This is a genomic window from Streptomyces sp. DH12, assembly GCF_020873895.1.
In the GTDB taxonomy this organism is placed as follows: domain Bacteria; phylum Actinomycetota; class Actinomycetes; order Streptomycetales; family Streptomycetaceae; genus Streptomyces.
This window is the reverse complement of the sequence record NZ_JAHWGT010000027.1, coordinates 37762-56933: the sequence shown is the minus strand read 5'-3', so window position 1 is coordinate 56933 and position 19172 is coordinate 37762. Positions and strand designations below refer to the sequence as shown.

11 protein-coding genes and 1 pseudogene are annotated in these 19172 nt (G+C 74.1%); 8 read left to right on the top strand and 4 right to left on the bottom strand.

Going from position 1 to position 19172, the window contains the following annotated elements:
- Positions 1 to 118 precede the first annotated feature (118 nt).
- Positions 119 to 1072, bottom strand: coding sequence for an AraC family transcriptional regulator (locus LPA54_RS23330; RefSeq protein WP_228980985.1), 954 nt, complete (start codon positions 1070 to 1072; stop codon positions 119 to 121).
- Between the two features lie 117 nt (positions 1073 to 1189).
- On the opposite strand from LPA54_RS23330, the gene LPA54_RS23325 reads away from it, so the two are divergent.
- From LPA54_RS23325 to glgB, 5 genes and pseudogenes are all read left to right on the top strand, one after another.
- A complete protein-coding gene (locus tag LPA54_RS23325) occupies positions 1190 to 2119 on the top strand; it encodes an SDR family oxidoreductase (RefSeq protein WP_228980983.1) in 930 nt (309 codons plus the stop codon).
- Positions 2120 to 2416: 297 nt separating this feature from the next.
- Positions 2417 to 4453: an alpha-1,4-glucan--maltose-1-phosphate maltosyltransferase gene (locus LPA54_RS23320; RefSeq protein ID WP_228981049.1), complete on the top strand. Its 2037-nt coding sequence runs from the start codon at positions 2417 to 2419 to the stop codon at positions 4451 to 4453.
- Positions 4450 to 6135: pseudogene (gene treS, locus LPA54_RS23315) on the top strand (maltose alpha-D-glucosyltransferase); the annotation flags it as partial. The gene LPA54_RS23320 and the pseudogene treS, both read left to right, overlap by 4 nt.
- 417 nt (positions 6136 to 6552) lie before the next feature.
- Positions 6553 to 8013 (top strand): phosphotransferase, encoded by a 1461-nt coding sequence (locus tag LPA54_RS23310; protein ID WP_228980980.1) that lies wholly within the window; start codon positions 6553 to 6555, stop codon positions 8011 to 8013.
- Between the two features lie 86 nt (positions 8014 to 8099).
- Positions 8100 to 10319: a 1,4-alpha-glucan branching enzyme gene (gene glgB / locus LPA54_RS23305; RefSeq protein ID WP_228981048.1), complete on the top strand. Its 2220-nt coding sequence runs from the start codon at positions 8100 to 8102 to the stop codon at positions 10317 to 10319.
- Here the strand turns inward: glgB and LPA54_RS23300 are convergent.
- The 3 genes from LPA54_RS23300 to LPA54_RS23290 form a co-directional block, all read right to left on the bottom strand.
- Positions 10306 to 12597, bottom strand: a complete 2292-nt coding sequence (locus LPA54_RS23300) for a UvrD-helicase domain-containing protein (protein ID WP_228980978.1) — start codon at positions 12595 to 12597, stop codon at positions 10306 to 10308. The two genes, glgB and LPA54_RS23300, sit on opposite strands and share 14 nt — an antisense overlap.
- 248 nt (positions 12598 to 12845) lie before the next feature.
- On the bottom strand, positions 12846 to 14087 hold the full coding sequence (locus LPA54_RS23295; RefSeq protein ID WP_228980975.1) for a YncE family protein: 1242 nt from the start codon (positions 14085 to 14087) through the stop codon (positions 12846 to 12848).
- 265 nt (positions 14088 to 14352) lie between these two features.
- Positions 14353 to 15759 (bottom strand): cation:dicarboxylase symporter family transporter, encoded by a 1407-nt coding sequence (locus LPA54_RS23290; protein ID WP_228980974.1) that lies wholly within the window; start codon positions 15757 to 15759, stop codon positions 14353 to 14355.
- Positions 15760 to 15884: 125 nt separating this feature from the next.
- Between LPA54_RS23290 and LPA54_RS23285 the strand changes: the two genes are divergently transcribed.
- From LPA54_RS23285 to LPA54_RS23275, 3 genes are all read left to right on the top strand, one after another.
- A complete protein-coding gene (locus tag LPA54_RS23285; RefSeq protein ID WP_228980973.1) occupies positions 15885 to 17591 on the top strand; it encodes a sensor histidine kinase in 1707 nt (568 codons plus the stop codon).
- Positions 17588 to 18286 carry a response regulator gene (locus LPA54_RS23280; protein ID WP_228980971.1) on the top strand — a complete coding sequence of 233 codons (699 nt, stop codon included), beginning with the start codon at positions 17588 to 17590 and terminating at the stop codon, positions 18284 to 18286. Before LPA54_RS23285 ends, LPA54_RS23280 begins: the two co-directional genes overlap by 4 nt.
- 256 nt (positions 18287 to 18542) lie before the next feature.
- Positions 18543 to 19154, top strand: a complete 612-nt coding sequence (locus LPA54_RS23275; RefSeq protein ID WP_228981046.1) for a helix-turn-helix transcriptional regulator — start codon at positions 18543 to 18545, stop codon at positions 19152 to 19154.
- The last annotated feature ends 18 nt before the right edge of the window (positions 19155 to 19172 follow it).

Below are 19172 nucleotides of genomic sequence, written 5' to 3'. Positions count from 1 at the left end.
GGCCGCCTGCGGCAATGAACGACCGTCCAGCGGTCCTTAAGAACCGGCCAGCCGGCCGTGCGCCGTCGCGACCGGAATGCTCCCGTACGCCGGGAGCGGGGCGCCCGGCCGGGCCGGTTCACGCGACGGTCGCCGCGTGCGACCGGTACTCGCCCGGGGTCTTGCCGAACCACTTGCGGAACGCCAGGTGGAAGCCGACCGCGCTCTGGTACCCGACGCGCTGCGGCACGGCCGACTGCGGCAGCGAGGTCTCGCACAGCAGCCGGGCCGCCTCCTGCATCCGGCGCCCGGTCAGGTGCCGGGCGGGCGCCTCGCCGACGAGCTCGCGGAAGGCGGCCGTGAAGGCCGAGCGGGACATGCCGACCTCCCGGGCGAGGGACTCGATCGTCCACGGCTCGGCGAACCGGGTGGCGATCATGACCATGGCGCGGCTGATGCCCGGGTGGTGCAGGACGGGCAGGACGCCCGGCTTCTCGGTCAGGTCGCGCAGCAGCGGGCGCAGGGCCAGGACGAGCGCCATCTCGAAGGCGCGCAGGGTGATCAGCCGGTCGCCGGGTCCGGTGGGCCGGTCGGGCGAGGCGAGCAGCCGCAGCGTGTCGCGCAGCAGCGGCTCGCGGTCCACCTGGGTGGTGTCGAGGACCAGCGCCCAGGGCAGCGCCCGGTACAGGCCGGAGGCGGCGCTGGAGTCGTAGTGCAGCCCGGCGCACAGCAGCCGGGTCTCGGGGCCCTCGCCGCCGAAGCTGATCGCGCCGGAGGTGCCGGGCTGGCGTTCGGGCAGGACCGTGCGCAGGGGCACGCACTGCCGGTCGGGCCGGTCGGACAGGCGGTGCGCCGCGCCGGTCGGGAAGACGGCCAGGTCGCCGGTGACCAGCCGCTGCGGCGGGTGGTCGGTCCCGCTGATCCAGCAGTCGCCCTCGACGACGTAGTGCAGGACCGCGCAGCTGCGCTCGGCGTCGCCCTCGATGGCCCACGGCGCCCTCACGTGCCAGCGGCTGTCGAACACGCCGGTGAGCCGCAGCGGTTTCAGCAGTTCGCTCAGGAGGTCGTCGCCGTCGTTCTCGGTGATGTCCATGGACGATCCTTCAACCCCCGCCCCGGTTTGTTAATTGATCGGCCAAAGCCGCCGCCGTCAGCCTGAAAGATGCCGTCCAGGCAGCAGAGACACCCTATCGAAGGGCCCTTCAGGCATATGTCCGATCACTTTCCGATGCGCGTCGCCGTGGTGGGGGCGACCGGATTCCAGGGGGGCGCCGTGGCCCGCCTGCTGGCCGCGCGCGGCCACCGCGTACGGACCCTGTCGCGCCGCCCCGAGGGGGACCGGCCGCCGCTGCCGGGCGTCGCCTGCGCCTCGGGAGACCTGGCGCGGGCGGAGGACGTCAGGGCGCTCTTCGAGGGCGCGACGCACGCCGCCGTGACGATGCCGCTCGTGTACGACGCGGAGCGCGTCGCCCGGTACGCGCGCAACGTCGCGGCGGCCGCCCGCGCCGCCGGGGTGCGCCGCGTGGTGTTCAACGCCAACACCCGGCTGCCCGCCCGGGTCACCCGGGTGGCGGCGTTCGAGACGCGGCGGATCGCCGAGGAGGCGCTGCGCGGCAGCGGGGTGCCGCTGGTGGTGCTGCGCCCACCGGTCTACCTCGACAACCTCTTCAGCCCGTGGAACGGCCCGGCGCTGGTCGACGACGGCGTCCTCGCCTACCCGCTGCCCGCGCACGTCCCGACGGCGTGGCTCTCCCACGAGGACCTCGCGCAGGCCGTGTGCGCGGCGCTCACCGCGGACGGCGCCGAGGGTCGCGTCCTCGACGTCGGCGGGGCGCGGACCCTGACGGGCGACGAGCTGGCGGCGGCCTTCGCGCGCGGCCTGGGGCGCTCGGTGCGGTACGTGCCGCTGGACCCGGCGGTCTTCGAGGAGCGCCTCGCCGGGGTGCTGGACGCCGGGGTGGCGGCGGGCGTCGCCGGGCTTTACCACCACATGGCGTCACCGGCCGACCCGCTGCTGATGGCGGGTGACGACGGCACCGCCGCACGGCTGCTGGGGGTGGACCCGGGCCCCGTCGAGGACTGGGTGGCCCGCCGTCCGTGGCAGATCTGGGCCGGGGAGGCGACCGGCGCGGGGAGATGATTCCGGCCCTTGTCGGAGCGGCCCGAACGGCCGCCTGACACTCCCGACCTGCGGACCGACCCCGCGATTCCATCGAACGGGGTCGGTTCTCGGCTGTCTGGCCGGACGGCGTTTCGGGCCGACAGGTGTGAAACCCGCTGATTGCCCACCCGAAGGGGGTGGGAAGGCTCCTGCGGTACCCGCCCACCCGAGTGAACCCGGAGAGGAGCGGTGATGCCTGCGCCGCGCCACGCGTCAACGGAGCAGTTACAAAGAGCGATACCCCGTAAGCAACCCTCAGGTGATGCTGTGAACCCGCTGATTGGTCGCATTCCCGTCCTGGACCTCTCCCCGATCGTCGACTGCGGCAGGAGGCCCGTGAAGGCGGTGGCCGGTGAGACCCTCCAGGTCTCGGCCACGGTCTTCCGCGAGGGTCACGACGCGGTCGGCGCCGACGTGGTCCTCACGGACCCGTCGGGGCGGACCGGCCCGTTCACCCCCATGAGAGAGCTGGCACCCGGCACCGACCGGTGGGGCGCCGAGGTCACCCCCACCTGCGAGGGCCGCTGGACGTACCACGTCGAGGCGTGGAGCGACCCGGTCGCCACCTGGCGCCACCAGGCCGGCATCAAGGTGCCCGCGGGGATCGACACCGAGCTGGTGCTGACGGAGGGCGCCGCGCTCCACGAGCGGGCCGCCGAAGGGGTGCCGAAGGACGAGGGCCGCGAGGCCGTCCTCGCCGCCGTCGACGCCCTGCGCGACACCCGCCGCGCGCCGGCGGAGCGGCTCTCCGCCGTGCTCGCCGCGGAGGTCCGCGACGCCCTGGACCGCCACCCCCTGCGCGAACTGGTCACGGCGTCGAAGCGGCTGCCGCTGCTCGTCGAGCGGGAGCGGGCGCTGTACGGGTCCTGGTACGAGATGTTCCCGCGGTCCGAGGGCGCCCACCGCGACGCCGGCGGACGGCTGGTGTCGGGCACCTTCCGCACGGCCGCCGACCGGCTACCGGCGATCGCGGCGATGGGCTTCGACGTGGTGTACCTGCCACCGATCCACCCGATCGGCACCACGCACCGCAAGGGCCCCAACAACACCCTGGAGGCCGGCCCGGACGACCCGGGCGTGCCGTGGGCCATCGGCTCGGCCGACGGCGGCCACGACGCGGTCCACCCGGACCTCGGCACGATCGAGGACTTCGACGCGTTCGTCGCGCGCGCCCGCGACCTGCGGCTGGAGGTGGCGCTGGACTTCGCGCTCCAGTGCTCGCCGGACCACCCGTGGGTGAAGCGGCGCCCGGCCTGGTTCCACCACCGGGCGGACGGCACCATCGCGTACGCGGAGAACCCGCCGAAGAAGTACCAGGACATCTACCCGATCGCCTTCGACAAGGACATGCGCGGCATCGTCCGCGAGACCGTGCGGGTGCTGCGCCACTGGATGGCGCACGGCGTGCGGATCTTCCGGGTCGACAACCCGCACACCAAGCCGGTGGTCTTCTGGCAGAAGGTGATCGCCAACGTCAACCGCACCGACCCGGACGTGATCTTCCTGGCGGAGGCGTTCACCCGCCCCGCGATGATGCGCACGCTCGGCGCGATCGGTTTCCAGCAGTCGTACACCTACTTCACCTGGCGCAACACCAAGCAGGAGCTGACCGAGTACCTGACGGAGCTGTCGACGGAGTCCGCCGCCACGATGCGGCCGAACCTGTTCGTCAACACCCCCGACATCCTGCACGCCTACCTCCAGCACGGCGGCCGGCCGGCCTTCGAGGCGCGCGCGGTGCTGGCGGCGACGCTGTCGCCGACGTGGGGCGTGTACGCCGGGTACGAGCTGTGCGAGAACACCCCGGTCCGGGAGGGCAGCGAGGAGTACCTCGACTCGGAGAAGTACCAGCTTCGCCCCCGCGACTGGGCGGCGGCCGAGCGGGAGGGCCGCAGCATCGCCCCGCTCATCACGTCCCTCAACCGGCTGCGGCGCCGCAACCCGGCGCTGCGGCGGCTGCGGAACCTGCGCTTCCATCACGTCGACAACGACGCGGTCATCGCCTACAGCAAGCGGACGGGTTCGAACGTTGTTCTGGTGGTCGTGAACCTCGACCCCCACCACACCCAGGAAGCCACGGTTTCGTTGAACATGCCGGATCTCGGCCTCGACTGGCACGAGACCGTACCGGTGCGCGACGAGCTCACCGGCGAGACATATCACTGGGGCAGGACCAACTACGTGCGCCTGGAGCCGGGCGTATCGCCCGCGCACGTGCTCGTGGTGTGCCGGGGATCCGGGGGCTGCCCCCCTGATCAGCACGGTGCGGTCCTGCGACCGTCTCCCCCGATCGGAGGGTCACCCACATCATGACCGTGAACGAGCCCGTCCACGACACGTTCGAGGACACACCCGCCAAGGACCGGGACCCCGACTGGTTCAAGCGGGCCGTGTTCTACGAGGTGCTGGTCCGCTCCTTCCAGGACAGCAACGGCGACGGCATCGGCGACCTCAGGGGCCTCACGGCCAAACTCGACTACCTGCAGTGGCTCGGCGTCGACTGCCTCTGGCTGCCGCCGTTCTTCAAGTCGCCGCTGCGCGACGGCGGTTACGACGTGTCGGACTACACGGCGGTACTGCCGGAGTTCGGCGACCTCGCGGACTTCGTGGAGTTCGTGGACGCCGCGCACCAGCGCGGCATGCGGGTGATCATCGACTTCGTCATGAACCACACCAGCGACCAGCACCCGTGGTTCCAGGAGTCCCGCGCGAACCCGGACGGCCCGTACGGCGACTACTACGTCTGGGCCGACGACGACAAGCAGTACCAGGACGCGCGGATCATCTTCGTCGACACCGAGACGTCGAACTGGACCTTCGACCCGGTGCGCAAGCAGTACTACTGGCACCGCTTCTTCTCGCACCAGCCGGACCTGAACTACGAGAACCCGGCCGTGCAGCAGGAGATCCTCTCCGCGCTGCGGTTCTGGCTCGACCTGGGCATCGACGGCTTCCGCCTCGACGCCGTGCCGTACCTCTACCAGGAGGAGGGCACCAACTGCGAGAACCTCCCGGCGACCCACGCCTTCCTCAAGCGGGTCCGCAAGGAGATCGACGCCGCCTACCCGGACACCGTGCTGCTCGCCGAGGCCAACCAGTGGCCCGAGGACGTCGTCGACTACTTCGGCGACTTCGCCGGCGGCGGCGACGAGTGCCACATGGCGTTCCACTTCCCGGTGATGCCGCGCATCTTCATGGCGGTGCGCCGGGAGTCCCGCTACCCCGTCTCCGAAGTCCTGGCCAAGACCCCGGCGATCCCGGTGAACTGCCAGTGGGGCATCTTCCTGCGCAACCACGACGAGCTGACCCTGGAAATGGTCACCGACGAGGAGCGCGACTACATGTACGCGGAGTACGCCAAGGACCCCCGGATGCGCGCCAACATCGGCATCCGGCGGCGCCTGGCCCCGCTCCTCGACAACGACCGCAACCAGATCGAGCTGTTCACCGCGCTGCTGCTCTCCTTGCCCGGCTCGCCGATCCTCTACTACGGCGACGAGATCGGCATGGGCGACAACATCTGGCTCGGCGACCGCGACGGCGTCCGCACCCCGATGCAGTGGACGCCCGACCGCAACGCGGGCTTCTCCTCCTGCGACCCGGGGCGGCTGTACCTGCCGACGATCATGGACCCGGTCTACGGCTACCAGGTGACGAACGTGGAGGCGTCGATGGCCTCGCCGTCGTCGCTGCTGCACTGGACCCGCCGCATGATCGAGATCCGCAAGCAGAACCCGGCTTTCGGCCTCGGCTCGTACACCGAGCTGCCGTCGTCGAACCCGGCGGTCCTCGCCTTCCTCCGGGAGTACGGCGACGACCTGGTGATGTGCGTCCACAACTTTTCGCGCTTCCCGCAACCGACCGAGCTGGACCTGCGCCAGTTCGACGGGCTGCACCCGGTGGAGCTGATCGGCGGGGTCCGCTTCCCCGCCGTCGGCGAGCTGCCGTACCTGCTCACCCTCGCGGGGCACGGCTTCTACTGGTTCCGGCTGCGCGCGGACACGGTGCTGCCCACGAAGACGGCCCGGTCCGCCGGTCTGCCCGCCCCGCCGCCCACGGCCCCGGGCGCGGTCGCGGCGGCCCCGGGGCCGGTCGCGGCGGCCGCTCCGGCGGCGGCCGTCCCGGCGGCGGCCCCCGCCGGCAGACCGGGCGGCGGCCCCGCCCCGGGCCCACGGCGCTGACGGACCGTCCGGCCTCCCCGGCGGACCCCTCGGCCCCACGCCCCCCGTACGTCCGGGGCGGGGCGTTTCCCTCGCTCCGCCCTGGGCACTGTCCACCTCATACGTCGATTCGGGTCTATAAGGACCATCCCCGCCCGACACGTCCCGCACAGCCGGACAGCCCATGCCGCATTCCGGGACACTCTGCACGTTCCGTGCATTCTGTAGTACCCGGGGAAAGGACGCGCTGCCATGTCGGAGACCGCATCCACCGCCCGGGCCCCCGTCGCCCTGCTGCCGTCGCTGGCGCCACTGCTCCACGAATGGCTGCCACGCAGGCGGTGGTTCGCCGGGAAGGGCCGGCCGGTCACCGGCTTCGCCCTCGTGTCGGCCACCGAGCTGCTCCCGCTCGACACCGCCGGACCCGGCCTCCTGCACCTGCTCGTCCGGGTGCAGCAGCCCGGGGCCGGCGGGCCGCCCACGCCGCCCGGGGACTGCTACCAACTCCTGCTGGGCGTCCGCGACACCCTGCCGCCGCGGCTCGCCCCCGCCCTCATCGGCCGCGTCACCCAGGGCCCGCTGGCCGGGCGCACGGTGTACGAGGCCCTCCACGACCCCCGGCTCGCCGCGATCCTCCTGGAACGGCTGCGGTCGCCGGGCACCATCGGGCCGCTGGCCTTCCACCGCACGGTGCCCATCCCCGAGGGGCTGGTCCCGCGGGTGCTGGACGCCGAGCAGTCCAACACGTCGCTGGTCTACGGCGACGCGTACATCCTGAAGATCTTCCGGCGGATCCACCCGGGCGCCAACCCGGACCTGGAACTGCCGCTCGCCCTGGCCCGGGCCGGCTGCGCCCGGGTGCCGGCGCCCGTCGCCTGGTACGAGTCCGGCCCCGGGCACCCGGACGGCGCCGCGACGCTCGGCGTGCTCCAGCCGTTCCTGCGCGGTTCGCAGGACGGCTGGCAGCTCGCGCTCGACGCGCTGGCGGCCGGGGACGACTTCACCGAGGAGGCGCGGGCCCTGGGCCGCGCCACGGCCGAGGTCCACACCGCGCTCGCCGACGCGCTGCCGACGGTGACCCTCGCCCGGCCGCAGGCACGGCACCTGGCCGTCGCGATGGGCCGCCGGCTGGACGCCGCCGCGCAGGCGGTGCCCGCGCTCCTGCCGTACGCCCCGGGGCTGCGCGCCGCCTTCGACGCGGTCGCCGCCCTCGCCGAGCAGGGCGGCACCTGGCGCGCCCAGCGGGTCCACGGCGACCTGCACCTGGGGCAGGCGCTGCGCACGCCGCGCGGCGACTGGGCGGTGATCGACTTCGAGGGGGAGCCCTCGAAACCGCTGGCCGAGCGCCGCCGCCCCCAGCCGGCGGTCCGGGACGTCGCCGGGATACTGCGCTCCTTCGACTACGCCGCCCACTCCCACCACCCCTGGCAGGCGGAGTGGGCGGAACGTTGCCGCGACGCGTACTGCGCCGGGTACGCCGAGGCGTCCGGCACCGACCCGCGCGCCGAACAGGCGCTGCTGCGGGCGTACGAGACCGACAAGGCGGTGTACGAGGTCGTGTACGAGGCCCGCCACCGCCCCGACTGGCTCCGGGTCCCGATGGCGGCCGTCCACCGCCTCGCCGCGCCGCAGGACGGCGCGGGCGCGGGACCGCACTCCCCCGGCCGGGCGCGCTCCCGTCGCCCCCGGCTCGCCCCCGACACCCTGACGTGACTCCACCGAGGAGGCTCTCCCCCGTGACCCCCCGCCGTCCGACCCGCAAACCGCCCGCGGCGACCGCCCAGCCGGTCGTCACCGCCCTGGAGGCGCCCCAGACCGCCGCTCCCGGCCGGCCGCCACGGCCCCGGGACGGCGCCGACGGCGTCCCGGCCCACCCCGTGGAGGGCACCGACCGGGCCCGGCTGCTCGCCGGCGAGCACCACGACCCGCACGGGCTGCTGGGCGCCCACCTGCTGCCCGACGGCGTGGTGTTCCGCGCGCTGCGCCCGCACGCGCGCGCCGTCGCCGTCGTCCTCGCCGACGGGCAGCGGCACGACCTCCACGACGACGGCGACGGCCTGTTCTCCGGGGTGCTGCCGCTGCGCGAGGTCCCGGCCGACTACCGGCTCTCCGTGTCGTACGAGTCGGCCGAACTGGAGGTCGCCGACCCGTACCGCTTCCTGCCCGCCCTCGGCGAACTGGACCTGCACCTCATCGGGGAGGGCCGCCACGAGGAGCTGTGGACGGCGCTCGGCGCGCACGTCATGACCCACCAGGGCGTCACCGGCACGCGCTTCGCGGTGTGGGCGCCGAACGCGCGCGGCGTCCGGCTCGCCGGCGACTGGACGTACTGGGACGGCACGGGCCTGCCCCTGCGGTCCCTCGGCTCCACCGGCGTGTGGGAGCTGTTCGTCCCCGGGGTCGGCGAGGGCGCGCTGTACAAGTTCGAGGTCGTCGGCCCCGACGGCCACCACTCGCTGCGCGCCGACCCGATGGCCCGCCGCACCCAGTGCCCGCCGGAGACGGCCTCCGTCGTGACCGCCTCGCACCACGAGTGGGGCGACGGGGCGTGGATGGCCCGCCGCGGCGAGCGGCCGGTGCACGAGGCGCCGTTCTCCGTGTACGAGGTGCACCTGCCGTCCTGGCGGCCGGGCCTGACCTACCGGCAGCTGGCGGACGAGCTGACGGCGTACGTCACGGAGCTGGGCTTCACGCACGTGGAGCTGATGCCGGTCGCCGAGCACCCCTACAGCCCTTCGTGGGGTTACCAGGTCACCTCCTACTACGCCCCGACCGCCCGGCTCGGCACCCCGGACGACTTCAAGTACCTGGTGGACCGGCTGCACCAGGCCGGCGTGGGCGTCCTCGTCGACTGGGTGCCGGCGCACTTCCCGAAGGACGACTGGGCCCTGGCCCGCTTCGACGGGACGCCGCTGTACGAGCACCCCGACCCGCGCCGGGCCGAGCACCCCGACTGGGGGACGCTGGAGTTCGACTACGGGCGGACGGAGGTGCGCAACTTCCTCGTCGCCAACGCCGTCTACTGGTGCCAGGAGTTCCACATCGACGGCCTGCGCGTCGACGCCGTCGCCTCCATGCTGTACCTCGACTACTCGCGCGAGTACGGCGAGTGGGCGCCCAACGAGCACGGCGGCCGGGAGAACTTCGACGCGGTCCGCTTCCTCCAGGAGATGAACGCGACCGTCTACCGCCGCTGCCCCGGCGTGGTCACCATCGCCGAGGAGTCCACCGCCTGGGAGGGCGTGACCCGCCCGACCGAGCACGGCGGCCTGGGCTTCGGGCTGAAGTGGAACATGGGCTGGATGCACGACTCGCTCGTGTACGTCTCCAAGGAGCCGGTGCACCGCAAGTACCACCACAACGAGATGACGTTCTCGATGGTGTACGCGTACAGCGAGAACTACGTCCTGCCGATCTCGCACGACGAGGTGGTCCACGGCAAGCAGGCCCTCGTCACCAAGATGCCCGGCGACTGGTGGCAGCGGCGCGCCAACCACCGCGCGTACCTGGGCTTCATGTGGGCCCACCCGGGCAAGCAACTGCTCTTCATGGGGCAGGAGTTCGCACAGGGCGCCGAGTGGTCCGAGCAGCACGGCCCCGAGTGGTGGCTGCTGGGCGACGACTACCACTCGGCCGGCGACCACCGGGGCGTGCGCGACCTCGTCCGCGACCTGAACGCCGTGTACACCGTGACGCCCGCCCTGTGGGAGCGGGACACCTCCCCGGAGGGCTTCCGCTGGGCCCTGGGCGACGCGGCGGACGACAACGTCTTCGCCTTCGTCCGGTACGACGCCCACGGCGACCCGCTGCTGGCGGTGAGCAACTTCTCGCCGGTGGTGCGCCAGGACTACCGGCTGTGGGCGCCGGAGTCCGTGCCCGCCTGGGTCGAGGTCCTCAACACCGACGCGGTGGAGTACGGCGGCGGCGGCGTCCGCAACGCCGACCCGGTCAAGCGGGAGCCGGAGGGCGTGCGGATGACGCTGCCGCCGCTGGCGACCGTGTGGTTCAGGCCGGCCTGAGCGCCGTCCCGGCCGCCGGCCGGACCACGCCGAGCCGCTGGGTCGCGCGGGTCAGCGCCACGTACAGGTCGTTGACCCCGTGCGGCCCGGCGGCGCGGATCGCCTCCGGGTCCACCACGACCACCGTGTCGAACTCCAGGCCCTTCGCCTGCCGCGGGTCGAGGAGGACCACCGGACGGGTCAGGTCCGGTTCGGCGCCCCAGGACGCGGCGGGCAGCGCGCCGGCGAGCGCGGCCAGGTGCGAGGCGGGCGCGACCACGGCGAGCCGCCCCTCGTCGCGGGCCTCCCGGGCGACCGCGGCGGCGACGGCCGCGGGCAGGTCGTCGGCGGTCTCCTCCCACGGGGGCAGCCCCGTGGAGCGCACGGAGCGGGGCGGGCGGAAGCCCGGCTCGACGGCGCGGCGCACCTCGGCGGCGTACTCCATCACCTCGGCGGGCGTGCGGTAGTTGACGCCGAGGGTGACCTGCTCGTAGCGGTCCCCCACGTACGGGGCGAGGATCTCCCGCCAGGAGCCGCAGCCCGCCGCGTCGCCGGTCTGGGCCGGGTCGCCGACCAGGGTCATCGAGCGGGTGGGGACGCGCCGCATCAGCAGCCGCCAGGCCATCGCGGACAGCTCCTGCGCCTCGTCCACGATGACGTGCCCGAACGCCCAGGTCCGGTCGGCGGCGGCGCGCTCGGCGGCGCTGCGGTGGTCCGCCTCCTCGTGGCGCTCGGCGAACCGCTCCGCGTCGATGACGTCCGCGACGCCGAGGACCTCCGACTCCTCGTCCTCGAACTCGTAGGTCCGCGAGGCGTGCGCCACGTCGAGGACGCCCTGCGCGTAGGCGACCCGCTCGGCGCGCTCCCGGGCGGCGGCGGCGCGGGCGGCGGAGTCGTCCTCGCCGAGCAGCTCGGCCGCCTCGTCGAGGAGCGGCACGTCGGCGGGCGTCCACGCGTCGGCGCCGGTGGGCGCCCCGGTGCCGGGCCGCGCGTCGGCGGGGTCCCGCCGGACGAACTCCGCCTCGCCGTCGGGGAGGTGGCCGAAGGGGTCGGCGAGGAAGCGGGCGACGAGTTCCCTCGGGGTCAGGACCGGCCACAGCCCGTCGATCGCGGCGTGTACCGCGTCGCTGGCGGCGACCTCCTTGCCGAGCTGGGCGACGTCCGAGGGGTCGAGGAGGTTGGGCCCGCCGTAGGGGTCGGCGCCGATGCGGTCCACGAGCTGCGCGGTGAGCGCGTCGACGATCCGGGTGGCGAAACGGGGGCGGGCGAGGTTGTGGGGCAGGCCGGTGCCCCGGGCGTCCCAACGGGCGTCCTCCGCCATGTCGCGGGTGAGGAGCAGCGTGCCGTGGTCCTCGTGGTCGATCTCGACGGGCTCCCCGGTGGGCGGCACGGTCTGCCGGTCGCGCACGAACCGGGCGAGCACCCCGGCCATGGCGGCCCGGCCCTTGATCTCGGCGGCCTCGGGGGTGTCGGTGCCGGTGGCGCGCACGCCGGGGAACAGCTCGCCCGGGGAGGCGAGGAGCACGCCGGTCTCGCCGAGGCTCGGCAGGACCTCCCCGATGTACCCGAGGAAGGCCGGGTTCGGGCCGACGACGAGGACCGCCCGGCGGGCGAGCAGCTCGCGGTGGGCGTACAGCAGGTACGCGGCACGGTGCAGGGCGACCGCGGTCTTGCCGGTGCCGGGGCCGCCCTCCACGACGAGGACGCCCTGGTGGGGGGCGCGGATGACGCGGTCCTGCTCGGCTTGGACGGTCTGCACGATGTCGCTCATCCGCCCGGTGCGGGCGGAGTCGAGCGCGGCGAGCAGCACGGCGTCCGCGTCGCGCCCCTCGTGGCCGCTGCGGGTCCCGTCGCGCAGGTCCAGGATCTCGTCGTGCAGGGCGGTGACCCGGCGGCCCTCCGTCGTGATGTGGCGGCGCCGGGCCAGGCCCATCGGGGTGTGGCCGGTGGCCAGGTAGAAGGGGCGGGCCACGTCGGCGCGCCAGTCGACCACCAGCGGGGTGCGCTCGTCGTCGTCGTCGCGGATGCCGATCCGGCCGATGCGGTGGTCCCGGCCGTCGCGGAAGACCAGCCGGCCGAAGCAGAGTTTGTGGTCGCACGCGTCGTACGCGGCGAGGAGCCCGGACTGCTCGGCGACGAACACGTCCCGCTCCAGCCGCGCCTGGGCGCTGGTGCCGCCGGCGCGCAGGGCGTCCCGCACGGCCGCCTCGGCACGCTCGCGCAGGAGGTCCAGGCGGGCGTACACCCCGCTCACGAAGCGCTGTTCCGTCCGCACTGCCTCGGACTCGTCGATTGACATTCCACTCCCGACGCGATACTGTGACTTCGTCAATTCACGTGCTCCTTTGTCGTGCCCGCACGCGAATCAACGAGTATACGCGTCACCCGCCCCCGACCGCCTCAGCGGTGCGGGGCTTTTTGCTTTCGGGCGCCCCGCCCGACTCGCCCGTACGCCTGACGCGCTCTGCCTGGCATCCCCCGCCTGACGCGCCACCGGCCGGCCGGTGGCGCGTCAGGCGTACGGGCGGGGCCGCGGGGCGCCGGCGGTCAGCCCTGCGGGGTGAGGCCGGACAGGGCCTCGGGCGCGACCCGGCCGGTCCGCTCGCGCTGCGGGAAGTCGCCGACCTTGACGCGCGCGACCTCCCGCGCGGTCGCGTAGTCGACGACCGACACCTCGTCGCGGTTCGACAGCGTCACCCAGCAGTGCCTGCCGTCCTGCCCCGTCACCGACCAGTACGGCAGGGCGCCCTGCGGGTAGTGGACGAAGCCGTCGGTGGTGAGGCCGGGGCGGGAGACGACGGCCGTGTAGTCGTCGATGGTGCCCGCGACGCACAGCTTGTCCTGCGCGCCGTTCATCGCCATGCCGTGGTGCGCGGAGTTCTGCGGGTAGTCGTCGGGCTTCAGCGCCGCGCCGGCCGCACTGAACGGCAGTTCCACGGTGCGCAGGGTGCGGCCGGCCCGCAGGTCGTACTCGACGAAGCCGTTGAGGTACGACAGTTGGGCGTACATCGTCGAGCCGTCCGGCGTGATCACCGCCGGGCGGATCCCCTTGTCGAAGGTGTACGTGCGCAGCACCTTCCACGTGCGGGCGTCGGCGACGGTCACCTGCTTGGCGCCCTTGAGGGAGTCGAGGGCCTTCGGCAGGGAGGTCACGCCGATGGACATGTTGTAGACGAGGGAGCCGTCGGCCGAGTAGACGTTCTCGTGCGGGTAGGTGCCGGTGGCGAACTCGCCGGTGACACGGCCGGTGGCGGTGTCGAGGGCCTGGGCCTTGGCGGCGGTGATCGCCGAGACGACGAAGGTGCGGCCGTCGGCCGAGAGCGCCGCATGGTCGGCCTTCAGCCCGGCCAGGTGCGTGCGCCACAGCTGCCGGCCGGTGGCCACGTCGAAGGCGGCGGCGTCACCGAGGTTGCCTCGCGAGACGTACAGGGTGCGGCCGTCGGGCGAGAGGTGGGCGTCGTCCACGAACTTGTCGCCGCCCGCCTCCCGGCGCACCACCTCGTAGGCGGCCCGCCGGAACACGTCCATGCCGGCGAGCACCTCCTCCAGGTCCGGGGCCACGTCGAGCGTGCCGAGGTTCCGGTAGGTGCGGGCGTCGAGGAAGCTCACCGTGCCGTCCGCGCTGTTGCCGACGAGGACGACGTCCCGCAGCGGTTCTGCGGCGCCGCCCGCCGGGGCGGCCGGTGCGGAGGCGGCGGGGGCGGCGGGGGCGGCCGAGGCGGCAGGCAGGGCGAGGGCGAGCGGGAGGAGGAGGGCGAGCGCGGCGGTCGAGCGGGCCAGACGTGACATGGGGGGACCATCCCTTCACACCGGTACCGGTGGCGGTCGGCGTCAGCTCAAGATCATGTACATGCCATGCGTGCGCGGCTCGCCATGTTACCGGCGGTAGCCGCATCCGGACCCCGGACGGAGCCGAGGAACCGCTCCCGCCCGGCACGCCGTGCCGTGACGCGCGCCGGGCGCGGGACCGGGCTCCTCTCCCGGTCCCGCGCCCGGCGCTCCGTGCCGTACGGGCGTCCTGGCCCCCGCCCGTACGGCGGGCGCGGCGCGGCCGTCAGACCTTGGCGGGCGGCACCGCCCCGGCGGGCCGCTCCCCGCCCGCGGGATCGGCGGTACCGGCGGGGTCGGTGTCGGCGGGGTCGGTGTCGGCGGGGTCGGTGTCCGGGGCGCCGTGGCCGTCGTCCAGCAGGGTCGTCTCGTCGAACGGCAGCCGCCCGGCGAGCACCTCGGACACCCGCTCCTTGTCGATCTCCTTGGTCCAGGTGCCGATCAGCACGGTCGCCACGGCGTTCCCCGCGAAGTTGGTCAGCGCCCGCGCCTCGCTCATGAACCGGTCGATGCCGACGATCAGCCCGACGCCGTCGACCAGGCCCGGCTTGTGGGACTGCAGTCCGCCGGCGAGCGTGGCCAGCCCCGCGCCGGTGACACCGGCGGCGCCCTTCGACGCGATCACCATGAAGACCAGCAGGGAGATCTGCTCGCCCACGGCCAGCGGCTGGCCCATCGCCTCGGCGACGAAGAGCGAGGCCATCGTCAGGTAGATGGCGGTGCCGTCGAGGTTGAAGGAGTAACCCGTCGGGACGGTGATCCCGACGACGGGCTTGCTGACGCCCAGGTGCTCCATCTTCGCGATCAGGCGCGGCAGCGCCGACTCCGAGGAGGAGGTGGAGAGGATCAGCAGGAACTCGCGCGCCAGGTACTTCAGCAGGGGCACGATGTGCACGCCCGCGACCAGCCGCAGCAGGGTGCCGAGGACGAGGAAGACGAAGACGACGCAGGTCGCGTAGAAGCCCAGCATGATCACGGCGAGGGACTTCAGCGCGTCCACGCCCGTCGAGCCGACCACCGCGGCGATGGCGCCGAACGCGCCGACCGGCGCCGCCCACATGATCATCGCCAGGATGCGGAAGACGAGCCGCTGGATGTGGCCGATGCCGCGCAGGACCGGCTCCCCCGCCCGGCCCATCGCCTGGAGCGCGAAGCCCGCGAGCAGCGCGACCAGCAGGGTCTGGAGGACCTCGCCCTCGGTGAACGCCGACACCAGCGTCTTGGGGATGATCCCGAGGAGGAAGTCGACCGTCCCCTCGCTCGCGCCCGCCGCCTGCTTCTCGCCCGCGGCCCGGGTCTCGTCGGTGATGTGCAGCCCGGAGCCGGGCTCCAGCAGGTTGCCGACGACCAGGCCGATCGCGAGGGCGACCGTCGACATCACCATGAAGTACCCGAGGGCCAGACCGCCGACGGCGCCCACCTTCGCGGCCTTGCGGACCGAGCCCACGCCGAGCACGATCGTGCAGAAGATGACCGGCGAGATCATCATCTTGATGAGGTTGACGAAGCCGGTGCCCAGCGGCTTGAGCTCCTGCGCGACGCCCGGGGCGGCGAAGCCCACCACGATGCCGAGCACCACCGCCGCGATGACGGCCAGATACAGATAGTGGGTACGTTCCCGCCGTGCGGCCACGGGTCCTCCTCGATGAGTGCGCTCCACGTCCCGGTGGATCCCCGCGACTATCCATCACGCCTGTGACCCCGGTCACCGTTGCGTACGTTTCGTTCACGCGTTTTCGGACAGGCAGACTGGTCCGCATGCGCCTACCCCGCCCCCGCAGCCTCGCCGGGCAGCTCTTCGCGATGCAGGCCGTGCTGGTGGCGGCCATCGTGGCCGGGTGCGCCGTCTTCGCGTACGTCACCGACCACGCCCAGGCGGAGGAGACCGCCCGCCGGCAGGTGACCGCGACCGCCACGGCCGTGGCCCGGTCCCCCGCCGTCCTCACCGCGGTCCGCTCCGACAACCCGACCGCGGCCCTCCAGCCCTACGCCGACGCCCTCACCGGCGAGGGCGGCGTGACCTTCGTGGTGATCATGGCGCCGGACGGCCGGCGGTGGACCCACCCGGAACCCGACCGCATAGGCGGGAGATACCTCGGCCACATCGACGGGGCGCGGCGGGGCGGCACGGTGACGGAGACGTACGAGGGGACGCTCGGCCCCTCCGTGCGCACGGTCACGCCGGTGTGGGACCGCGACCGGGTCGTGGCCCTGGTCAGCGCGGGCATCACCATCGACCGGATCAGCGAGCAGGTGCGGCGGCAGGTGACCGCGCTGCTCGGCTTCGCCGCCGGGGCGCTGGCGCTCGGCGCGGTCGGCACGTACGTCGTCAACGCCCGGCTGCGGCGGCACACGCACGGCATGAACGCCGCCGAGCTGAGCCGGATGCACGACTACCACCAGGCCGCCCTGCACGCGGTGCGGGAGGGGCTGCTGATGCTGGACGGCCAAGGGCGTATCGCGCTCGTCAACGACGGCGCGCGGGAGCTGCTGGGACTGCCGCCGGACGCCGTCGGCGCCCCCGTGGCCGGGCTGGGGCTGGCCCCGTCGCTGACCGAGGCGCTGCTCGCCGCGGAGCCGCGCGAGGACGAGCTGCACCTGACCGCCGACCGGGTGCTGGTGGTCTCCACCCGGCCGGTCGTCGGGGGCGAGCGGCGCGGCACGGTCGTGACGCTGCGGGACCACACCGAGCTCCAGGCGCTCTCCGGCGAGCTGGACTCCGAACGCGGCTTCACCCGGGCGCTGCGCGCGCAGGCGCACGAGGCGGCCAACCGGCTGCACACCGTCGTGTCGCTGATCGAGCTGGGCCGGGTGGAGGCGGCGGTCGACTTCGCGACGGCCGAGCTGGAGCTCGCGCAGGCGCTGACGGACCGGGTGGTCGACGCGGTCGGCGAGCCGGTCCTGGCGGCGCTGCTGCTCGGCAAGTCGGCGCAGGCCAGCGAGCGCGGCGTCGAGTTGGTCCTCACCGCGGACAGCCGCGTGGACGACGGCGTCCTGCCGCCCGGCCTGGCCGCCCGCGACCTGGTCACCGTCCTCGGCAACCTCCTCGACAACGCCGTCGAGGCGGCCCAGGGCTCGGCCCGCTCCCGCGTCACCGTGGCGCTCGGCACGGCCGGCGGCGCACTGCTGCTGCGGGTGGCGGACTCGGGACCCGGTGTGCCGTCCGGCGACGCCGGGTCGGTGTTCGAGCGCGGCTGGTCCACGCACGGCCCGGGGCGCGGCATCGGTCTGGCGCTGGTCCGCCAGGCCGTGCACCGGGCGGGCGGGCGGATCGAGCTGGGCCGGGGGCCGGAGGGCGGCGCGGAGTTCACCGTACGGCTGCCCCTGGGACCGGCGCCCGCGGCACCCGCGGCACCCGCGGCGGCACGCCCGGCGGGCGGAGCCGGCCCGATGGCACGCCCGGCGGGCGGTGCCGGACCGGCGCGTACGGCCGCTCCCGCCGCGGGCGGGGAGGGCGCCGCGTGAGCGGGGACGCGATCAGGGTGCTGGTCGTCGAGGACGACCCGGTCGCCGCGGACGCGCACGCCCTGTACGCCGGGCGCGTGCCCGGCTTCGCCGTCGTCGGCGTCGCCCACTCCCGCGCCGCCGCCGTCCGGCTGCTGGAGCGCACGCCCGTCGACCTGATCCTCCTCGACCTGTACCTGCCCGACGGCTACGGGCTCCAGCTGCTGCGCTCGCTGCGCGCCGCCGGGCACGCGGCCGACGTGATCGCGGTGACCTCCGCGCGGGACCTCGCGGTCGTCCGGGAGGGCGTGTCGCTGGGCGTCGTGCAGTACGTGCTGAAGCCGTTCACCTTCGCGACCCTGCGCGACCGGCTCGCCCGGTACGCCGAGTTCCGCGCGGCGGTCGGCGAGGCGTCGGGCCAGGACGAGGTGGACCGGGCCCTCGCGGCGCTCCGCACGCCGCAGCCCGCGGCGCTTCCCAAGGGGCTCAGCGGCCCCACGCTCTCCGCCGTCACCCGCACCCTGCGCGAGGCCCCCGGCGGGGTCACCGCCGCCGAGGCGGGCGCCGCCGTGGGCATCTCCCGCATCACCGCCCGGCGCTATCTGGAGCACCTGGTGTCCACCGGGCGGGCCGAGCGGGCCCCGCAGTACGGGCAGGTCGGGCGCCCGGAGTTCCAGTACCGGTGGCTCCCCGGGCCGGCGCCGGGGAGCCGTTGACGGACGCCGCGGGCGGCCCGGTCCGGGCCCCGGCGATGTTCCGCCGAGGCCCCGTTGACCGGGTGCCTTCACGCGGGCTTTAATTACCTAGGAGTAGGTACGTTCTGGACGTTCCTCCAACATTCGGTCTTGGTCGAACACACCGTAGCCAGCCGTGACGCCGCGCACCTAGCTTGTGCGCGTGCACCCGTCTCCCCCCTCCTCCACTCCCCCGTTCAACGCCCTGGCCGCGCGCCGGCTGCGCGAGGGCCTCGGCATGGCGCCCGGTCACGTCGCCTACGGCCTGCGCGCGCAGTACGGTCTGAACGTCCCGCCCGAGACCGTCATCGCCTGGGAACGCGGCGCGGCCACGCCCGACAACCGCGAGCTGACCGCCCTGGCGGGCGTGCTGTGGTGCTCCCCCGGCGAGCTGCTGGCCGCCGCCACCACCCTGCGCGAGCACCGGTTGGCGCGCGCCATGGCGCCGGAGGACCTGGCCCGCCGGGTCGGCGTCGACACCCGGGCGTACCTGAAGATGGAGGAGACCGGCCGCTGGCGCGGCAACGAGCGCCAGACCGCCGCGCTCGCCGAGGTCCTCGGCCTCGGCCCCCGCGAACTGCTCAACGCCACCGGCCGGGACGAGGAACTGGCGGCCGTCCTGCGCGACGCGGCGACCACGCGCTGGCAGGCGTACGTCCGGCCCGCCGCGAAGCTGCTCCCGCTGCGCCGCGACCACCTGGAGGAGGTGCTGCAGCGGCTGCACGCCGACTACCAGGCGCGGATGGTCGCCACGTACAGCTGGGGCGACTCCGGCGGGAGCGGCGGCGAGGCGGGGCGGGAGTTCCTGGACCGGATCGTGGACCACTTCTGGGCGCTGGCCCGGCTGTAGCCGCAGCCGGCGGCACCG

Coding starts and splice junctions, on each gene's coding strand:
- LPA54_RS23330 (WP_228980985.1), bottom strand. CDS start 1,072: ATGGACATCACCGAGAACGACGGCGACGACCTCCTGAGCGAACTGCTG.
- LPA54_RS23325 (WP_228980983.1), top strand. CDS start 1,190: ATGTCCGATCACTTTCCGATGCGCGTCGCCGTGGTGGGGGCGACCGGA.
- LPA54_RS23310 (WP_228980980.1), top strand. CDS start 6,553: ATGTCGGAGACCGCATCCACCGCCCGGGCCCCCGTCGCCCTGCTGCCG.
- LPA54_RS23300 (WP_228980978.1), bottom strand. CDS start 12,597: ATGTCAATCGACGAGTCCGAGGCAGTGCGGACGGAACAGCGCTTCGTG.
- LPA54_RS23295 (WP_228980975.1), bottom strand. CDS start 14,087: ATGTCACGTCTGGCCCGCTCGACCGCCGCGCTCGCCCTCCTCCTCCCG.
- LPA54_RS23285 (WP_228980973.1), top strand. CDS start 15,885: ATGCGCCTACCCCGCCCCCGCAGCCTCGCCGGGCAGCTCTTCGCGATG.
- LPA54_RS23275 (WP_228981046.1), top strand. CDS start 18,543: ATGGCGCCCGGTCACGTCGCCTACGGCCTGCGCGCGCAGTACGGTCTG.